This window comes from Herbaspirillum aquaticum (assembly GCF_002213425.1).
In the GTDB taxonomy this organism is placed as follows: domain Bacteria; phylum Pseudomonadota; class Gammaproteobacteria; order Burkholderiales; family Burkholderiaceae_D; genus Herbaspirillum; species Herbaspirillum aquaticum.
Genome location: NZ_NJGV01000005.1, coordinates 81205 through 98907, shown reverse-complemented (window position 1 = coordinate 98907; position 17703 = coordinate 81205). Strand labels below are relative to the sequence as shown.

The following is a 17703-nucleotide window of genomic DNA, read 5'->3' as shown; positions in this document are numbered from 1 at the left end:
ACGGCCGGAATCATGAAGGGCGCCATGCCCTGAGCGATTCCGGCCGTTTTCTTTTGTTTTTCTTCACTGCCCCTGAAACCGCCGTCCCGGGCTACCGCAAGCCGAGGCGCCTGGCCAGCCGGTTCAGGTTGGCGCGGTCCAGTCCCAGCTCCCGGGCGGTGGCGGCCAGATTTCCTTCGTGCCGCGCCAGCGCTTCACCCACCAGCTTGCGTTCAAAGCGTTCTACAGCTTCACGCAAGCCCCCGGTTGGCGGCTCCGGCTCCGGCTGCACACGTGTGCCTTCCTGGGGCGACAGCGCCGAAGCGATTGCGGGCGGATGCTCCAGTTCCAGTGCTGCCGCATCGAGCGTCAGGATGCTCGGCCGAACCGGCTGAGAGGCGAGTGCCCGCAGGGCGCTGCGGCCGATCAAGTGCTCCAGTTCGCGGATGTTCCCGGGCCAGGGATAGTCCAGCAGCGCGCGCTGCGCATGGGCGGAGAGGCGCAAGCTGGACAGCCCCAGCCTTGCCCGGTTCTGCTCCAGGAAATAACCCGCCAGCAGCAATACGTCGCGCCCGCGCTCGCGCAGCGGTGGTACGCGGATCGGGAAGACCGAAAGCCGATGATAAAAATCTGCGCGGAAATGCCCGCGCTTGACCTCCTCGGCCAGGTCGCGGTTGGTGGCGGCGATCAGGCGCACATCCACGCGGTGCTCGCGATCCGAGCCGACCCGCTGCAACTGTCCGCTCTGCAGCACCCGCAGCAGCTTGGCCTGCACGGCCAGCGGCAATTCCCCCACCTCATCCAGGAAGAGCGTGCCGCCATCGGCCATCTCGAACTTGCCGCGCCGGTCTGCCACCGCGCCCGAGAAAGCGCCGCGCACGTGGCCGAACAATTCACTTTCGACCAAGGTATCGGGCAACGCAGCGCAGTTCAGGCTGATCATGGGCTTGTGGGCGCGGGGCGAAGCGGCATGCAGGGCATGCGCCACCAGCTCCTTGCCGGTGCCGGTTTCCCCGGTGACCAGGACCGTCATGTCGCTGGGGGCGGCCATGCGGATCTCGTCCATGAGCTGCAGTTGGGCTGCGCTTTGCCCGATCAATTCCCGCTTGCCCTGGCTTTCTTCCAGCCCCAGCCGGTAGGCCTCGGCACGCTGGCGCGCCTGCTCTCCGGCTTGCGCCAGGTCGTCGATGCGTTCGGCCACGTTGACTGTGGCCGCCGCCAGGGCCGCAAAGGCCTGCAGTGAGGCCATGTCCACCCCGTCAAAGCGCCCTGCCCCCAAGGCATCGAGCGTGACCAGCCCCCACGGACGCCCATTGACCGAGAGCGCGCAGCCCATGCAGTCGTGCACCTCCAGCGCACCTGAATTCGCATCATTGAGGCCATCGACCAGTCCGTCGTAGGGGTCGGGCAGGTTCGAATCGGCCGGAAACCGCGTGGGCGAGGCGTTGGCCAGCAGTACCCCAAAGCGCGGATGGTCGGCAATCCGGAAACGCCGGCCCAGGGTATCGCTGGAAAGGCCGTCGATGGCCAGCGGTACCAGCAGGTCGCCGTCCAGTCGCAGCAGCGCGGCGGCGTCGCAGGGAAACAGCGTGCGCAAGGTGTGCAACAGCCGGCGATAGCGCTCGCGGTCATCGATCTGGCGCGAGAGATCGGCCACCAGCGGGAGCAAGGCATCAAGCAGGACTTTGGAAGTCACTTTGACTCCATCCATTAGAATGAAAAGTCATTATGACATAGGTCACATCCACACGGATACATCGCAAGTCATTGATTTTATTGAGGTCGATGCATGGCATGCCTTTTGTAATAAGGAGGTAACCGGATCCACCGCCCCATCCACTCTCCAGAAAGGTCCAGCATGCTTACCGATGCCCAACTCGCCATCGTCAAATCCACCGTCCCCTTGCTCGAATCGGGCGGCGAGGCGCTGATCACGCATTTCTACAAGATGCTCATGCGCGACTATCCGCAGGTGCATCCCCTGTTCAACCGCGCGCACCAGGCCAGCGGCGACCAGCCGCGGGCACTGGCCAATGGCGTGCTGATGTACGCCCGCCACATCGATCGCCTGGAAGCCATGGGACCGCTGGCCGCGCAGATCGTCAACAAGCACGTCGCCGTGCAGGTGCTGCCCGAGCACTACCCCATGGTCGGCGACTGCCTGCTGCGCGCCATCCGCGAAGTGCTGGGCGCCGAGATCGCCACCGATGCCGTCATCGATGCCTGGGCGGCCGCCTATGGCCAGTTGGCCGACATCCTCATCGGCGCCGAGCGCCAGCAATACGACGCCAAGGCGGCAGCACCCGGCGGCTGGCGCGGGGCACGCAATTTCGTGGTCACGCGCAAGGTGGCCGAGAGCGAGGAAATCACGTCCTTCTACTTCATGCCCCAGGATGGCGGCGCCCTGCTGGACTTTGAACCGGGCCAGTACATCGGCCTGCGGATGGTGGTGGACGGGCTGGAACAGCGCCGCCAGTACTCGCTGTCGGCGCCGCTGCGCCAGGACGGACAGCCGCTGCAATACCGCATCAGCGTCAAGCGGGAAGCCGAGGGCAAGGTCTCGCGCCATCTGCACGACCAGATCCATGTGGGTTCGGTGGTCGAACTGTTCCCGCCGGCCGGCGACTTCACCCTCACGGCCAGTGACAAACCGCTGGTGCTCATCAGCGGGGGCGTCGGCATTACCCCGATGATGACCATGCTGGCGGCAGCACTGCCAACCGGTCGCCCGGTGCATTTCATCCATGCGGCGCGCCATGGCGGCGTGCACGCCTTCCGTCGCCAGGTGGAAGAACTGGCGGCGCAACACCCGCAGCTGCGGGCGCATTTCTGCTATGAACGCGCGCGCGCCGGCGATCCCGCCCCCTATGCCACCGGCTTCATTGATGCAGCCCTGCTGGAGCAATGGCTGCCCCAGACGCGGGACGTGGACGCCTACTTTGTCGGGCCCAAGCCCTTCATGAAAGCCATCAAGCGTGCGCTGGGCGAGCTGGGGGTACCGGCGGCGCAGAGCCGATATGAATTTTTCGGACCCGCCGCCGCGCTGGAATGAGCCGCGGCTCGCTCTCCCTCAAACCAAACAGGAAGCATCATGAATCTGGACAAGTATCGCCGCGAACACGCCGACATCATCGGCCACGTCAGCACCCTGCGCACGCTGTGCGCCCACGGCATCGCCGATGAGGCGGCAGCGATTGCCCGTGAGGTCATCGCCATGAGCTCGGTCATCAAGCTGCATCTCTCGGTGGAGGATCGCTATCTGTACCCTTCCATGCAGCAGGCTGCCCCCGCCCTGGCCGCCAAGGCCAGGCTTTATCAGGAGGAGATGAAGGACATTTCAGCGCAGTACGGCCAGTTCTCCCGGCGCTGGAATGACGCGCAGTCCATCGCGGAGCAGCCTGAAGCCTTCCGGGCCGATGCCAATCGTGTCCTCAAGCTGCTGTTCGACCGCATCGGGCGTGAGAACCGCGACTTCTATCCGATGGTGGAAGCCGCCTGAGCGCGTTATACCCGGCCGGCAGGTGGGGCGCCTGCCCCGCCGGCCGAGGCCTCGCAGTTTCTCCCGAAACCATTTATAAAATAAATCGTGTGATACCTGACCAATCCGTCCTGAATTGATCTTCGACAAGTTTTCCGCAATGCAGCAAATGCTATGCTGGGCGCTCCCCCTCCTCCTCCGAAAGACCGCCATGAGCGAAAAGCTGAGCGCCGAGCGCCACACTCCCGATGAATTGACCCAGGAACTGGAAGCACTGGACCTGGAGATCGTTCGCTGCGCCGTGATCTGCCAGGTGCGGCTGTTCGATCCAGGGGTACTCAATCAGGTCATGGACAACAACGAGCTGGTCTGCGGCCAGCCCCATCCGACCGCCTTCCAGAGCCTGCGCGGCCTGCTTTACCTGCATTTCGACATGCACCGCCAGCTGGCGCAGACCTATGGCGCCGATGACGCCGAGCACATCATCCAGCGCGTGCATGAACACCTGCGTCCGCGCATCGGCGAGCAGCTGGGCTCGCTGTTCGACGCCGGCCGGCATCCTCACTGATCAGGCGACCAGCCGCTCGCCCAGCGGGCGGCCGGCGGCGAAATCATTGAGGTTGGCGATGGTGGTCTGCATGATCTGGCCGATGGCTTCCTCGGTGAAGAAGGCCTGGTGGCCGGTGACGATGACGTTGGGAAAGGACACCAGGCGCTGGATCACGTCGTCGGTGATGATGGTCGAGGACAAATCCTGGAAGAACAGGCTGGCTTCCTGCTCATAGACATCGATGGCCAGGCCGCGCAGCTGGCCGCTCTTCAATGCGGCGATCGCGGCTTCGGTATCGACCAGCCCGCCACGGCTGGTATTGACCAGGATACAGCCGGGCTTGGTGCCGGCCAGGGTCTGGGCATTGACCAGGTAGCGCGTGGCTTCGGTCAAGGGGCAATGCAGCGAGATTACGTCGCTGGCGGCGAAGAGTTCGTCCCGGCTCACGTAGCGCCCGCCCAGGGCCTCGAATTCGGGATTGGGATGCACGTCGCTGCCCAGCACCGTGCAGCCGAAGCCGGCCATGATACGGGCAAACAGCGCGCCGATCTTGCCGGTACCGATCACCCCCACGGTCTTGCCGTGCAGGTCGAAGCCCATCAATCCTTCCAGCTCGAAATTGCCTTCGCGGGTGCGCATGCTGGCGCGCGCGATTTTGCGGTTGACCGCCAGCAGCAGGCCCACGGCAAACTCGGCCACCGACCAAGGTGAATAATCGGCCACGCGCGCCACCGTGATGCCCAGTCGTCGTGCGGCTTGCGTATCGATGTGGTTGAAGCCGGTCGAGCGCGTGGTGACGAAACGCACGCCCAGCGCGGACAGCCGCTCCAGCACGGCGGCACCCAGGTCATCGTTGACGAAGGCCGCCACGGCTTGGCAGCCGCTGGCCAGTTGCGCCGTGCCGGGATCGAGACGGTCTTGCAGGAACACCAGTTCATGCGCCGACCCGGCCGCGTCATTGGCGCGCGCAAGCAGGGTCTGGTCGTAGCGGCGAGCGCTGTAGACGGCAGTTTTCATACGAACCTTTCATGGATGGGCGGCGCAGGATGGACACCCGGCGCCATGACGCATTGCACCATACTTCGCGGTGTATCACATTGATCCAAAGCAGCTTGTCTTGGTGCCAGCGTTTCGGGCCGAAATGGCGGCTGAAGCTTTCATCCAGCTATCGAAAAAACCGATATTTGCTTGCGCAGCGCCGCAAGTGGGTCCCATGGATCACTTTCGGGCATAGAATCGGCGGCGCAATAGCTGTCCCCACAAAAAAAGATCCTGACACAAGCTGCCGCAAGGCGGTACGAGACAGGCGCAAGACCGGAATCAACACGGTCCGCCCAACAGATAACGAGGCACATATCATGACGACATCCACTTCTTCGCAATCGAAGTTTTCCACCGTGCTGCGGGTCACCAGCGGCAACTTCATGGAAATGTTCGATTTCTTCCTGTTCGGTTTCTACGCGACCCACATCTCGAAGGCCTTCTTCCCCAGCGACAACGAATTCGCCTCGCTGATGCTGACCTTCATGACCTTCGGCGCCGGCTTCCTGATGCGTCCGCTGGGCGCCATCATCCTGGGCGCCTATGTTGACCGCGTCGGCCGCCGCCAGGGCCTGATCGTGACCCTGGCGCTGATGGCACTGGGCACGATGCTCATCGCTTTCGTCCCCTCCTACGCCACCATCGGCGCGCTGGCCCCGATGCTGGTGTTGATCGGTCGCCTGCTGCAAGGCTTCTCGGCCGGCGTGGAACTGGGCGGCGTGTCGGTGTACCTGGCCGAAATGGCCACGCCCGGCAACAAGGGTTTTTATGTGAGCTGGCAATCGGCCAGCCAGCAGGTGGCCATCATCGTGGCCGCAGCCATCGGCTACCTGCTCTCGACCTCGCTCACCCCGGCCCAAGTCGGTGACTGGGGCTGGCGCATTCCCTTCTTCATCGGCTGCCTGATCGTGCCGGTGCTGTTCGTGATCCGCCGCTCGCTGCAGGAAACCGAAGAGTTCATGCGCCGCAAGCATCGTCCGAGCACCGGCCAGATCTTCCGTTCGATGATCGAGAACTGGAAGCTGGTCATTGCCGGCATGATGCTGGTATCGATGACCACCGTGTCTTTCTACCTGATCACGGTCTACACCCCGACCTTCGGCAAGAACGTGTTGAAGCTCTCCACCGAGGCCAGCCTGATCGTGACCTTGTGCGTGGGACTCTCCAACTTCATCTGGCTGCCCATCATGGGTGCGCTGTCGGACCGAATCGGCCGTCGCCCGATCCTGGTGGCCTTCACCGTGCTGACCATCCTGACCGCCTACCCGGCCGTGAACTGGCTGGTGCATGACGCCAGCTTCGCCAAGATGCTGATGGTGGAACTGTGGCTGTCCTTCCTGTACGCCAGCTACAACGGCGCCATGGTGGTGGCCCTGACCGAGGTGATGCCGGCCGACGTGCGCACCGCAGGATTCTCGCTGGCCTACAGCCTGGCCACTGCAGTCTTCGGCGGCTTCACCCCGGCCATTGCGACCGGCCTGATCCAGGCTACCGGCGACAAGGCAGCACCGGGCATCTGGATGAGTACGGCCGCCGTGTGCGGGCTGATCGCTACCCTGATCCTGTATCGCAACAAGGCGGCACGGCAGGCAGTGACGGCCTGAGACAGGTTCTTGTACTAGCTATTGGGATGGGCCGCAGAATTGCGGCCCTTTTTTATCTGGTCAGTGCCAGTGATCGGCCCCGGAATTCTCAGGCAGTCCTGATTTCTTCAAGCAGATCGGGATGGCGATCCAGCAACCTGAAGAGCTTCACCAGTGAAAGCGGCGGCTTGGCCTTCCCGTTCTCGTAGCGGGAAAAGGCGTTGACGCCGCCGCCGAACAACTCGGCGGCCTCACGCTGATCCAGATCAAGCTTGCGTCTGACCCGCGTGATATAGGCCGGGTCGACATAGGCGGCATTGACCGTTCGCTGAAATTTGCCGATTTGTGCGCTGTAGCGGTCGCCGTGTTCACGATCAAGCAGGACTTCGCCGCAGGCCGGACAGAAATCTCCCGTCACCGCTTCAATGAGGGTGCTCTGCCCTTTGTAGGTGTAGGGCAGATTGCGCGTCTCGCGGACCAGTTCAGCTGCACCGCAGCAAGGACATTTCATTTCATAGCTCCTTGAAGGAAACGACAAGCACATCATCCACCACGCTCAGCTTGAGATACACCTTGACGCCGCTGGCAAGCCGGGGGTGGTAAACATCCTGCCAGATGCGATGGTCGGCGTGCGTGGTCATGCTTTTATGGAAATCACGAACGGAAAGCCCGAGAATCACCGCACAGATGCCTTCCAGGTTGTCGATGCCGCAAGCCCGTGCCCCTGGAAGGCTGTAGCGGTCACCCTCACCCTGCCGGCCTCGATCAACGACCTGAGCAGGGGCAGTTTGCAATGTGCGGTGTGCTTCTCCATGGGAATTCCAACCTGTCAGGTGATTAAACCAAATAGGTTAAAAGATTCCACGTAAGGAACAAACGCGGCGGCTCACATTCAAGCCAAAAGCAAGAATTTCTTCAAATCTTATAGATGAGTTGAAGCGCTTTATTGGGATAGGCCACAGATTTGCCGCTCATTACTTATGGCTGCCGGAGAAATGCCGCTGCTTAACGTACCGACGCGAGGGACAAAAACAGCGTGAGCGGTGCGTCCTGCAGGGCGATGAAACCATGATGGCGATAAAAGGCTGAGGCTTGCGGGTCCTTGGCATCAACCACCAGTACCGCGCCAGGTATCTCCGCAGCGACGGCGCGGTGCAACGCATTGACCAGCAAAGCGCCACCGAGCCCCCGGCCCTTGAATTCCCGATCCACCGCAAGACGCCCCAGGCGGATGGCGGGAATGGCGCCATAGCGAGGCAGCTTGCGGCGCATCTCATCGGACAGGCCCACCAGCGGCACGCTGGCACTGGCCAGCGTGTAATAGCCGGCCACCCGCTGTTGGTCGTCCACTGCAACAAAGCAGGCCGCCACGCGGCGCCGGATATCCTGTGTTACCTGTTCCCGCAAATAGCGGTTCAATGCCGGCGTACCGCTGTCGAAGCGGCTACGATCGTGAAGGGCGGGTTCCAGCGCCGTCACGAGGAACGGCGGGCGCGTCATTCTTCGCTGCGCAATAGCTTGTCATGGCGCGCGATGGCGCGCTGCAGTGCCGCTGAAGGTGGCGGCGGAGCCAGCAGCGCCTCGGCGAAGCGCTGCTGGTCTTCCAGCGACAAGCGGATGACTTCGGCCTGCTCGATGGTCTTCTGCGCCGCTTCCTGCACCGCAGCGACGACAAAATCGGTCAGGGTGCGCCCTTCAATCTGGGCGGCACGTTTGAGCAATTGCTGCAGCTCCGGGCTGATCCGGGCTTCAAGTCGAGCAGTGGCGACGGCTGGTGTCATGCGTTTTCCCATGCAGTGAATTGTACGGCATTTTGCCGGGCATCGACAAAAAGTGTGCCCACGACAATAGCAGAGTCATGCCAAGGGATTGAGAACGGGGCAGCAATCCTTCGAAAAGCAAAAATTTCTTCAAGTCTTATATAAGAGTTGAAGCATTTCGCCCCGCTTAGGAGTAAACTACCGCTGTTTTTTGCCGCGGCCTTCTGGCAGCAGTACGCCAGCCATGCCGCCCCGGGAGACGAATTTCCGCGCAGCACAGCCGACAAGGAGGTGGCGCCAGCCCAGGCCGACAGAGCCCGGGCGGTCCATCCGGCGCTGCGGGGATCGCACCAAAGCACATCAACACACCAACGCAAGGACATCATCGTGACTACTGGCAACCCGACCATCATCTATACGCTGACCGACGAGGCACCCTATCTGGCGACCCACTCGCTCTTGCCCATCGTCAAGAAGTTCACCGCCGCGGCTGGCATCGACGTCGTCGAAAGCGATATCTCGGTGGCTGCGCGTATCCTGGCTGAATTCCCGGAGTACCTCACCGATGAACAGAAAGTCCCCGACAACCTGGCCGCACTGGGCGCCCTGACCCAGAGCCCGGAAGCCAACATCATCAAGCTGCCCAACATCAGCGCCTCGATCCTGCAGCTGCAAGCGGCCATCCGCGAACTGCAAGCGCGCGGTTACAAGCTGCCGGACTATCCGGAAAACCCCAGCACCGAAGAAGAAAAAGCCCTGCAAAAGCGCTACGCCAAGGTCACCGGCAGCGCCGTGAACCCGGTCCTGCGCGAAGGCAACTCGGACCGCCGCGCGCCCAACGCCGTCAAGAACTACGCCCGCAAGCACCCGCACTCGATGGCCAAGTGGTCCATGGCATCGCGCACCCACGTGGCGCACATGCACGGCGGCGACTTCTACGCCGGCGAAAAGAGCCTGACCCTGGACAAGGCCGTGGACGTCAAGATGGACCTGGTCACCAAGTCCGGCGAAACCATCGTCCTGAAGCCGAAGATCTCGCTGCAAGCCGGTGAAATCATCGACAGCATGTTCATGAGCAAGAAGGCCCTCTGTGCCTACTACGAAGAGCAGATGCAGGACGCCTTCGAGACCGACCTGCTGCTGTCGGTGCACGTCAAGGCCACCATGATGAAGGTCTCGCACCCGATCGTCTTCGGCCACGCCGTGCGCACCTACTACAAGGACACCTTTACCAAGCATGCCAAGCTGTTTGCTGAAATCGGCGTGAACCCGAACAACGGCATGTCCGGCGTCTACGAAAAGATCAACACCCTGCCCGAAGACAAGAAGGCCGAAGTGCTGGCCGACCTGAAGGCCGATGAAGCCAAGCGCCCGCGCCTGGCCATGGTGGATTCCGCCAAGGGCATCACCAACCTGCACGCCCCCAACGACGTGATCGTCGACGCCTCCATGCCGGCCATGATCCGCGCTGGCGGCAAGATGTGGAACGCCGCCGGCAAGACCGAAGACACCAAGGCCCTGCTGCCGGAATCGACCTTCGCCCGCATCTACCAGGAAATCATCAACTTCTGCAAGACCAACGGCGCCTTCGACCCGACCACCATGGGCACCGTGCCCAACGTCGGCCTGATGGCCCAGAAGGCCGAAGAATACGGTTCGCACGACAAGACCTTCGAAATCGCCCAGGCCGGCGTGGCGCGCATCGTCACCCTGGACGGCCAGGTGCTGCTGGAGCAGAACGTGGAAGAAGGCGACATCTGGCGCATGTGCCAGGTCAAGGACGCCGCCGTGCGTGACTGGGTCAAGCTGGCCGTGACCCGTGCCCGCCTGTCCGGCATGCCCGCCGTCTTCTGGCTGGACCCGTACCGTCCGCACGAAGCCGAACTGATCAAGAAGGTCAACACCTACCTGAAGGATCACGACCTGACCGGTGCCGACATCCAGATCATGTCGCAAGTGCGCGCCATGCGTTACACCCTGGAACGCGTCATCCGCGGCCTGGACACCATCTCGGTGACCGGCAACATCCTGCGCGACTACCTGACCGACCTGTTCCCGATCATGGAACTGGGCACCTCGGCCAAGATGCTGTCGATTGTCCCGCTGATGGCGGGTGGCGGCATGTTCGAAACCGGTGCCGGCGGCTCGGCCCCCAAGCACGTGCAGCAACTGGTCGGTGAAAACCACCTGCGCTGGGATTCGCTGGGTGAATTCCTGGCCCTGGCCGTGTCCATCGAAGACGTCGGCATCAAGACCGGCAACGCCCGCGCCAAGATCCTGGCCAAGACCCTGGATGCTGCCACCGGCAAGCTGCTGGACAACAACAAGTCGCCCTCGCCCAAGACCGGTGAGCTGGACAACCGTGGCAGCCACTTCTACCTGGCCCTGTACTGGGCCCAGGAACTGGCCGCCCAGAAGGATGACGCCGACCTGGCCAAGCAGTTCGCACCGCTGGCCAAGGCACTGTCCGAGAACGAGCAGAAGATCGTCGCAGAACTGAACTCGGTGCAGGGCAAGGAAGTCGATATCGGCGGCTACTACCTGCCGGACCGCGCCAAGACCTTCGCCGTGATGCGTCCGAGCGCCACGCTGAACCAGGCGCTGGAATCGCTGTAAAGCGTTGCTGCTTGAGGAAGGGTGGATGCATCGCCCTCCCCGCGCAGAAAGCAAAAGGCCGCGAATGAAAGTTCGCGGCCTTTTTCGTTGTTCCCGATAACACTTTGCGCTTCAGCTACGCCGGCTCAATCCCCACCGAGCAGGAAGTTGCGCCGCACATCCAGTTCCTCGCCCTCGCCGGCCGTCTCATCCTTCAAGGCCACGCCGGACAGGCCACGCTGGTGCGCCTGCGCCATCAGGTAATGCAGCTTGTAGGCCGCCTCCGGATAAGGCAAGCCTTCCGGCCGCACATTGGAGATGCAATTGCGGCTGGCATCGGTCAGCCCGCGTGCGGGCATCCAGGTCAGATAGAGTCCCATGCTGTCAGGCGAACTCAGTCCCGGTCGCTCGCCGATCAGGATCACCACCAGCTTCACGCCCAGCAATTCCCCGATTTCGTCGGCCACCGCCACCCGTCCCTGCTGCACGATCACCGGCGGTGCCATCGACCATCCCTCGGGCGCAATCCGCTGCATCACCTCGGCCAGGAACGGTGCAGCATTGCGCACGATGGCCAGCGCCGACAAGCCATCGGCGATCACGAAGCCCACATCGAAGCGCCGCTGCGGCTCGGTGCCGAAACGGTCAAGCAGTTGCTGGCGCGATGTTTCCGACAACCTGCGCCCGAAGTCCGGCCGCTGCAGGTAGACCAGGCGATCTGCTGCCGCGCTTTGCACATCGAGTACCTCTGCGGCTGCGCAGAGTCCTCGTTGCTGCAATTGATCTTTCAGCGCAGCCACATCCAGCGGCAAATGCACGGCATCGCGCGCCTGCGCGTGCGCCAACTGGAAATCCAGTTGTGGCGCGGTCGGCAGGCTCACGCCACTGCGCCCCAGGGCGATGCGCGCGGCGGTGAACCGGCGCAAGGCTTCCCACGGATTGGCCGTGACGTTTTCTGCACCGGGGCTGACGTTTTCTGCACCTTGCGGTGAAATGGCTTGGTCGTCCATGGTCATTGAAGGCGCAACAAGGTCTCGCGAAATCCCGATGGCATGTCGGCATGCAGGCGGAATGCCTGCTCCTCGTCACCCGCATTGAAGATCTGCATCCGGTGCAGCCATTCCTCGAACTCGGGGGCCGGCCGCGAACCCAGTACCCGCCTTGCATACAGCGCGTCATGGAAGGACGTGGTCTGGTAATTCAACATGATGTCATCCGAACCGGGGATACCCATGACGAAGGTGCAGCCGGCCACGCCCAGCAAGGTCAGCAAGACATCCATGTCATTCTGGTCCGCCTCGGCATGGTTGGTGTAGCAGACGTCGCAGCCCATGGGCAGGCCCAGCAGCTTGGCGCAGAAATGGTCTTCCAGTCCGGCGCGGATGATCTGCTTGCCGTCATACAGGTATTCCGGCCCGATGAAGCCCACGACCGTATTGACCAGCAGCGGCTTGAAGGCCCGTGCCACCGCATACGCGCGCGCCTCGCAGGTCTGCTGGTCGATGCCGTGATGGGCATTGGCCGACAGCGCGCTGCCCTGGCCGGTTTCGAAATACATGACGTTGTCGCCCACGGTGCCGCGCTTGAGGGACAGCGCGGCCTCACGGGCCTCGCCCAGGATGGCCAGGTCGATGCCGAAGCCGCGATTGGCCGCCTCGGTCCCGGCAATCGACTGGAACACCAGGTCCACCGGCGCACCGCGCTCGATGGCGGCAATCGTGTTGGTGACGTGGGTGAGCACGCAGGATTGCGTAGGAATCTCGTAGCGCGCGATCACATCGGCCATCATGCCGACCAGTTTGACCACCTGCGGCACGTTGTCGGTGGCGGGATTGATGCCGATGACGGCGTCGCCGTTGCCATACATGAGGCCATCGAGCATGCTGGCGGCGATGCCGCTGGCGTCATCGGTGGGGTGATTGGGCTGCAGGCGGGTCGAGAGCCGGCCCGGCAAGCCGATGGTATTGCGAAAGGCCGTGACCACGCGGCACTTCTTGGCCACCAGGATCAGGTCCTGGTTGCGCATGATCTTGGAGACGGCCGCGGCCATCTCCGGCGTCACCCCGGGAGCCACGGCGGCCAGGACCGTGCTGTCGGTGTCATCGGCCAGCAACCAGTTGCGGAAATCGCCCACCGTGAGGTGCGCAATCGGTGCAAAGGCGGCACGGTCGTGACCATCCAGGATCAGCCGCGTGACTTCATCCTCTTCGTAAGGTACCAGCGGCTCTTCCAGGAAAATCTTCAGCGGCAGGTTCGCCAGGGCCATCTGCGCAATGGCGCGCTCCTCGGCGCTGCTGGCCGCCACGCCGGCCAGCAGGTCGCCGGACCGGGCCGGACTGGCCTTGGCCATCACTTCCTTGAGATCGCGAAACACGTAGCTGGCGCTACCCACACTGTGCCGGAAACGGTGTTCGGCCATGATGATGCTCCTCCTGGATCAGCGCCGCCCAGGCAGGCAGCGGCGCGTCATGCACACAAACCGCCGATCAGGTGCTCAGCAGTTGCGGTGCGGTCTTGCCGTATTTGATGCTGGTTTCCGCCGGCAGCCAGTTGCCGGTCGACTCCTGGCGGCCCTGCAGCAGGAAGCGGGGCTTGGCTGCACTGATCTGCTCGGCCGCCAGTTTGGACAACTCGCCGATCTTGCCGTTCTTCATGCGATTGACGATGAGGCCATAACGGGTGTCCGGGAAGTCACGCAGCATATCGTAATCGCCGTCGCTGTCGCCTGCCACGAACAGCGGGCCATAACCCTTCTGCGCCACCAGCACCTGCTTGATGGCCACCGTCTTGCCCGGTCCCCAGGTCAGCGGCCACTCCTTCAGGTAGGCATTGCGGAAGACCTGGCCATTGCGCTCCAGGCGCAGGCCGATCACCTGCTCGCGGGCTACGCCATAGCCATACTTGGGATGCGTGGCGAAGACGGCCACCACATCTTCCAGCGAGGCGGTACAGACGTAGACATCGATGCCATTGCGGCGCAGGGCGTCCATCAAGGTGGCGATTTCGGTACACAGGCGGATGCCATGGAAGTGCGACACGCTCACCACGCCCGCCTTGCCCGCGCGGTCTGCCGGGCTGGTGTACTTGACCTTGGTCAGCGCCGCGCCCAGCGCAGCATCGTTGGAGGCTTCGGCCAGCGCGCTCACTTCGGCCACGCTCATGTTGGCGAAGAAGTAGATCACCCACGGATAACCGACGGCTACGCCATGGGTGTCGTTGACGGCTTCATAGAGGTAGTAGAGCTTGGTACGGAAGTCCTGGAACTCCGGCGTGGCGGTGATTTCTTCCAGGCTCTTGCTGCCGGCCATGCCCTTGTAGTTGGCGTACAGGAACGCATAATCCGCATCGAGGTCAGCGCAGATGGCTTCCAGATCCACGATGTTGCCTGCCGCATTCTTGAAGTCCTTGCTGAACGGGCCGGGTGGTACGTTCTGGCGGGTGATGGCGGCAAACTCGGCCGGTGTCAGCTTGAAGGACAGCGTATTGATCTGGTACATCAGCAACGCCTCTTCGCAGTCATTCATGATGCTGGTGTTGTCCCAGTCGAACACGGCATAAGGACGCTTGCCGCTCTGGTAGCCCGGCGCCAGCTTGCCGTGCTCGGCGATCATCTGCGCCACCATCTCATGATTGCGGGCAGCCCATTTGGCGCGGTCCAGCGCGACTTCAGCGCGGGCAGCCGCCTGGCCTGGCGTGGCGATGGTGGCCAGCGCGCCACCGGCTGCGGCCGCCAGCAGGCCACCCAGGAAGCCGCGGCGCTTGAGGGCGGGTGCGGCGGTATCGGTCGTCGGTTTGTGGTTGTTGTTCATGATGGCCCTGTCAAGTTATCGGTGTATCGGTATATCGGTATAAAAGGTTTATATCGTTCAGAATTCCGCAACCGCCGCCGCCCCTTCGGCACGCTGGCGCGCCGTGGCCAGGAACCAGGCATAGCCCAGCGCCAGCAAGGCCACGAAGATGCCGAAGATCAGCGGGTTGTAATAGATCATGGTGGCCATGCACACCAGCGCACCGAAGAGCGCGAAGGCCGGGAAGTAGGGATACAGCGGTGCCCGGAAAGGCCGCTCCAGGCCGGCCTCGGCACGGCGCAGGCGGAACAGCGAGAGCATCGACAGGATGTACATCAGGATCGCGCCGAACACCGACATGGTGACGATGTTGGCAGTGAGCGTCTGGCCGCCGATCTTGATGAGCTCGTCGCTGTAGATGGCGGCGATCCCGACCACACCGCCGGCCAGGATGGCGCGGTGCGGCGTCTTGAAACGGGGATGGACACGGGCGAAATACGCCGGCAGGTAGCCTTCGCGGGCCAGCGCGAAGATCTGGCGCGAATAGCCCAGGATGATGCCGTGGAAGGACGCCACCAGCCCGAACAGCCCCAGCCACACCAGCATGTGCAACCAGTTGCTGTTGTCGCCGACGATGAGCTTCATGGCCTGCGGCAGCGGGTCGTTGATGTTGGAGAGCTTGGTCCAGTCGCCTGCGCCGCCGGCGAAGAGCATCACGCCGATGGCCAGCACCACCAGCGTGAGGATGCCGGTGATGTAGGCGATGGGAATGGAACGCTTGGGATCCTTGGCCTCTTCGGCCGCCATGGCCACGCCTTCGATGGCCAGGAAAAACCAGATCGCAAACGGGATCGCCGCGAACATGCCCGGCACCGCCGCCATGCTGAAGCCATCGCTGCCGGACCAGCCGCCCTTGGTGAAATTGGCCAGCGAGAAGCCCGGTGCCACCACGCCCATGAAGACCAGCAGTTCGAAGATCGCCAGCAGCGTGACGAACAATTCAAAAGTCGCTGCGATCTGCACGCCGACGATGTTGAGCGTCATGAACACGAGATACGCTCCCAGTGCCGCCAGCTTGGGATCGATATCGGGGAACTGCACATTCAGGTAGGCGCCGATGGCCAGTGCAATGGCCGGGGGCGCAAAGACGAATTCAATCAGCGTGGCCGCGCCGGCCAGATAGCCGCCGACCGGACCGAAAGCGCGCTTGCTGTACGCAAACGGGCCGCCCGCATGGGGAATGGAGGTGGTCAGTTCGGTAAAGCTGAAGATGAAGGTGGCATACATGGCCGCAATGAACAGCGCCGTGACGGTGAAGCCCAGCGTACCGGCGCTGGCCCAGCCGTAGCTCCAGCCGAAGTATTCGCCGGAAATCACCAGCCCGACCGCAATGGCCCAGAGCTGCAGGGTGGACAGGACGGGCTTGAGCGTATGGCCCTGCCCTGAAGAGCTTGCATTCATCAGTTTCTCCCTTTGGCGCGACGGACAGGCCGCTGTGGTGCGGCCACTTTGTAAGGACGGGCGGGCATGGCGTTTGCTTGATTTCGCGCATTGCACTGCCTGCCGACGCAATATAGCAACGGCGATTTCGGCGGCGTTATCGAAATTCGGCAAAACTGCGCGGCTTGCCGGCCGCCAGTCGATCAAGGAGCCCGTTGATGTCCACTCCCGCACTGTCCCAAGCTGACACACCCGCCGCGCACAGCCAGCGGGCATTGCGCACCGCGATTGCGCGCGATGTGGATGAGCATGCGCACAACCTGACCGACTGGGAGCAGCGCTACGACCAGATCACCTGCGGGGCTTTTGAAGGGGTCCTGCAGGAGTGGCACAGCAGCGGCCTGCAGATCTTCTGCGAAGCCAGCAGCCGGGCCGTGCGCCAGTCCTGCCAGGTGTGGCCCGATGCCTACTGGTTCGGCATCGAGCCGCGTACCAGCGGCATGCGCATCAACGGTCGCCTGGTCGGCGAGGATGTGGTGATGACGCGTCCCGGGGCCTGCGAATTCGAACTGGTTACGCCGGATGCGCACGAGATCTACGGCATCGTGGTCCAGCGGGATGCCTTGCAGGCCAGCGCCGCGCGCCTGGGCTGCCAGCCGGATTGGCAGCGCCTGGGCCAGGCCGAGCTGCTCAAGGTCGATCACCAGGGCCTGGCCGATTGCCGCCAGCATATCCACGACCTGCTGTCACTGGCCGGGCAAGCCAGCGCCACCCATCACCACGCGGCGCTGCAGTTGCGCCAGGAAGCCGTGCTGGTGTCGCTGCTGGCCATGCTGGACGATGGCGAGATCGAGGCCGAAGCCGGTGCCAGCTTCCTGCGTCGCCGCCGCATCGTCAACGACGCCCGCGAATTCGCCATGGCCCACCAGGACAGCCCTGTCACCGTGCCCATGCTGTGCGAAGCGGTCCATGTCAGCCGCCGCACGCTGCAATATTGCTTCGAGGATGTGCTGGGCATGAGCCCCATGAGCTACCTGCGTTCGCTGCGCCTCAACGGTGTGCGCCGCGCCCTCTGCCATGGCGACGGCAACCAGCCCGTGGGCAGCATCGGCGACATCGCGGCCGCCTGGGGCTTTGCCAATTTCAGCCAGTTCTGCTGCGATTACAAGAAACTGTTCGGACAAACGCCCTCGTCCATGCTGCAGGGGCGGACCCGGCACTGAGCCTGGAGTCGCGCGAGTTCAAGGCGCTGGTACGGCAGGAAGCGACATATTCGGGCATATTCTGCAGATATGCCTTGGCATGCAAGCCTGCACTTGCTCATATGGCACAACGATGGCCCGGCCTGTCCGCTTATCTGCCCTGCTGCTCGCCGTCGGCCCTGTCGGTGATCTTCCCTTCGCAGGCCCCGGACAACGCCGGCCTTGCCAAAATACTGGCAGTGCGGCGGCAGAGACGGCACAATGCCCGCTGTCCAAGCCCGAGAATG

General features: G+C 63.1%; 15 protein-coding genes and 1 pseudogene. 6 read left to right on the top strand and 10 right to left on the bottom strand.

Annotation, left to right across the window (positions count from 1 at the left end; translation table 11 throughout):
* Positions 1–91: 91 nt before the first annotated feature.
* Entirely contained in the window at positions 92–1675 is a 1584-nt protein-coding gene (norR, locus tag CEJ45_RS06645) for a nitric oxide reductase transcriptional regulator NorR (RefSeq protein WP_088754541.1), read from the bottom strand.
* Positions 1676–1837: 162 nt separating this feature from the next.
* Between norR and hmpA the strand changes: the two genes are divergently transcribed.
* The 3 genes from hmpA to CEJ45_RS06630 all read left to right on the top strand — a co-directional run bounded on the left by hmpA (position 1838) and on the right by CEJ45_RS06630 (position 4025).
* Positions 1838–3031, top strand: a complete 1194-nt coding sequence (gene hmpA / locus CEJ45_RS06640; RefSeq protein ID WP_088754384.1) for an NO-inducible flavohemoprotein — start codon at positions 1838–1840, stop codon at positions 3029–3031.
* Between the two features lie 39 nt (positions 3032–3070).
* Positions 3071–3478, top strand: a complete 408-nt coding sequence (locus CEJ45_RS06635) for a hemerythrin domain-containing protein (RefSeq protein ID WP_088754383.1) — start codon at positions 3071–3073, stop codon at positions 3476–3478.
* 190 nt (positions 3479–3668) lie between these two features.
* Entirely contained in the window at positions 3669–4025 is a 357-nt protein-coding gene (locus CEJ45_RS06630) for a hypothetical protein (RefSeq protein ID WP_088754382.1), read from the top strand.
* Here CEJ45_RS06630 and CEJ45_RS06625 read toward each other — a convergent pair whose 3' ends face one another.
* A complete protein-coding gene (locus CEJ45_RS06625) occupies positions 4026–5024 on the bottom strand; it encodes a 2-hydroxyacid dehydrogenase (protein WP_088754381.1) in 999 nt (332 codons plus the stop codon). It abuts the gene before it with no gap.
* A 341-nt stretch (positions 5025–5365) separates the two neighbouring features.
* Between CEJ45_RS06625 and tcuC the strand changes: the two genes are divergently transcribed.
* A complete protein-coding gene (tcuC, locus tag CEJ45_RS06620; RefSeq protein ID WP_088754380.1) occupies positions 5366–6652 on the top strand; it encodes an MFS transporter in 1287 nt (428 codons plus the stop codon).
* 88 nt (positions 6653–6740) lie between these two features.
* Here the strand turns inward: tcuC and CEJ45_RS06615 are convergent, their stop codons facing one another.
* The 4 genes and pseudogenes from CEJ45_RS06615 to CEJ45_RS06600 all read right to left on the bottom strand — a co-directional run bounded on the left by CEJ45_RS06615 (position 6741) and on the right by CEJ45_RS06600 (position 8412).
* Positions 6741–7142 (bottom strand): type II toxin-antitoxin system MqsA family antitoxin, encoded by a 402-nt coding sequence (locus tag CEJ45_RS06615; protein WP_088754379.1) that lies wholly within the window; start codon positions 7140–7142, stop codon positions 6741–6743.
* 1 nt (position 7143) lies between these two features.
* A pseudogene (locus tag CEJ45_RS06610) lies at positions 7144–7445 on the bottom strand (type II toxin-antitoxin system MqsR family toxin).
* A 191-nt stretch (positions 7446–7636) separates the two neighbouring features.
* On the bottom strand, positions 7637–8131 hold the full coding sequence (locus CEJ45_RS06605; protein WP_088754378.1) for a GNAT family N-acetyltransferase: 495 nt from the start codon (positions 8129–8131) through the stop codon (positions 7637–7639).
* Positions 8128–8412 carry a type II toxin-antitoxin system TacA family antitoxin gene (locus CEJ45_RS06600; protein ID WP_088754377.1) on the bottom strand — a complete coding sequence of 95 codons (285 nt, stop codon included), beginning with the start codon at positions 8410–8412 and terminating at the stop codon, positions 8128–8130. Before CEJ45_RS06600 ends, CEJ45_RS06605 begins: the two co-directional genes overlap by 4 nt.
* 366 nt (positions 8413–8778) lie before the next feature.
* On the opposite strand from CEJ45_RS06600, the gene CEJ45_RS06595 reads away from it, so the two are divergent.
* Positions 8779–11007 carry an NADP-dependent isocitrate dehydrogenase gene (locus CEJ45_RS06595; protein ID WP_088754376.1) on the top strand — a complete coding sequence of 743 codons (2229 nt, stop codon included), beginning with the start codon at positions 8779–8781 and terminating at the stop codon, positions 11005–11007.
* 125 nt (positions 11008–11132) lie between these two features.
* Here CEJ45_RS06595 and eutC read toward each other — a convergent pair whose 3' ends face one another.
* From eutC to eat, 4 genes are all read right to left on the bottom strand, one after another.
* Positions 11133–12002, bottom strand: a complete 870-nt coding sequence (gene eutC, locus CEJ45_RS06590) for an ethanolamine ammonia-lyase subunit EutC (protein WP_088754375.1) — start codon at positions 12000–12002, stop codon at positions 11133–11135.
* The gene (locus tag CEJ45_RS06585; RefSeq protein WP_088754374.1) at positions 11999–13405 is read right to left on the bottom strand and encodes an ethanolamine ammonia-lyase subunit EutB; all 1407 of its coding nucleotides are present in this window, start codon (positions 13403–13405) and stop codon (positions 11999–12001) included. The genes eutC and CEJ45_RS06585 overlap by 4 nt, the downstream gene beginning before the upstream one ends.
* A 67-nt stretch (positions 13406–13472) precedes the next feature.
* Positions 13473–14795, bottom strand: coding sequence for an HAD family hydrolase (locus CEJ45_RS06580; RefSeq protein WP_088754373.1), 1323 nt, complete (start codon positions 14793–14795; stop codon positions 13473–13475).
* A gap of 57 nt (positions 14796–14852) precedes the next feature.
* On the bottom strand, positions 14853–16235 hold the full coding sequence (gene eat / locus CEJ45_RS06575) for an ethanolamine permease (protein ID WP_088754372.1): 1383 nt from the start codon (positions 16233–16235) through the stop codon (positions 14853–14855).
* Positions 16236–16432: 197 nt separating this feature from the next.
* Between eat and CEJ45_RS06570 the strand changes: the two genes are divergently transcribed.
* Positions 16433–17437 carry a helix-turn-helix domain-containing protein gene (locus tag CEJ45_RS06570; protein WP_088754371.1) on the top strand — a complete coding sequence of 335 codons (1005 nt, stop codon included), beginning with the start codon at positions 16433–16435 and terminating at the stop codon, positions 17435–17437.
* Positions 17438–17703 lie beyond the last annotated feature (266 nt).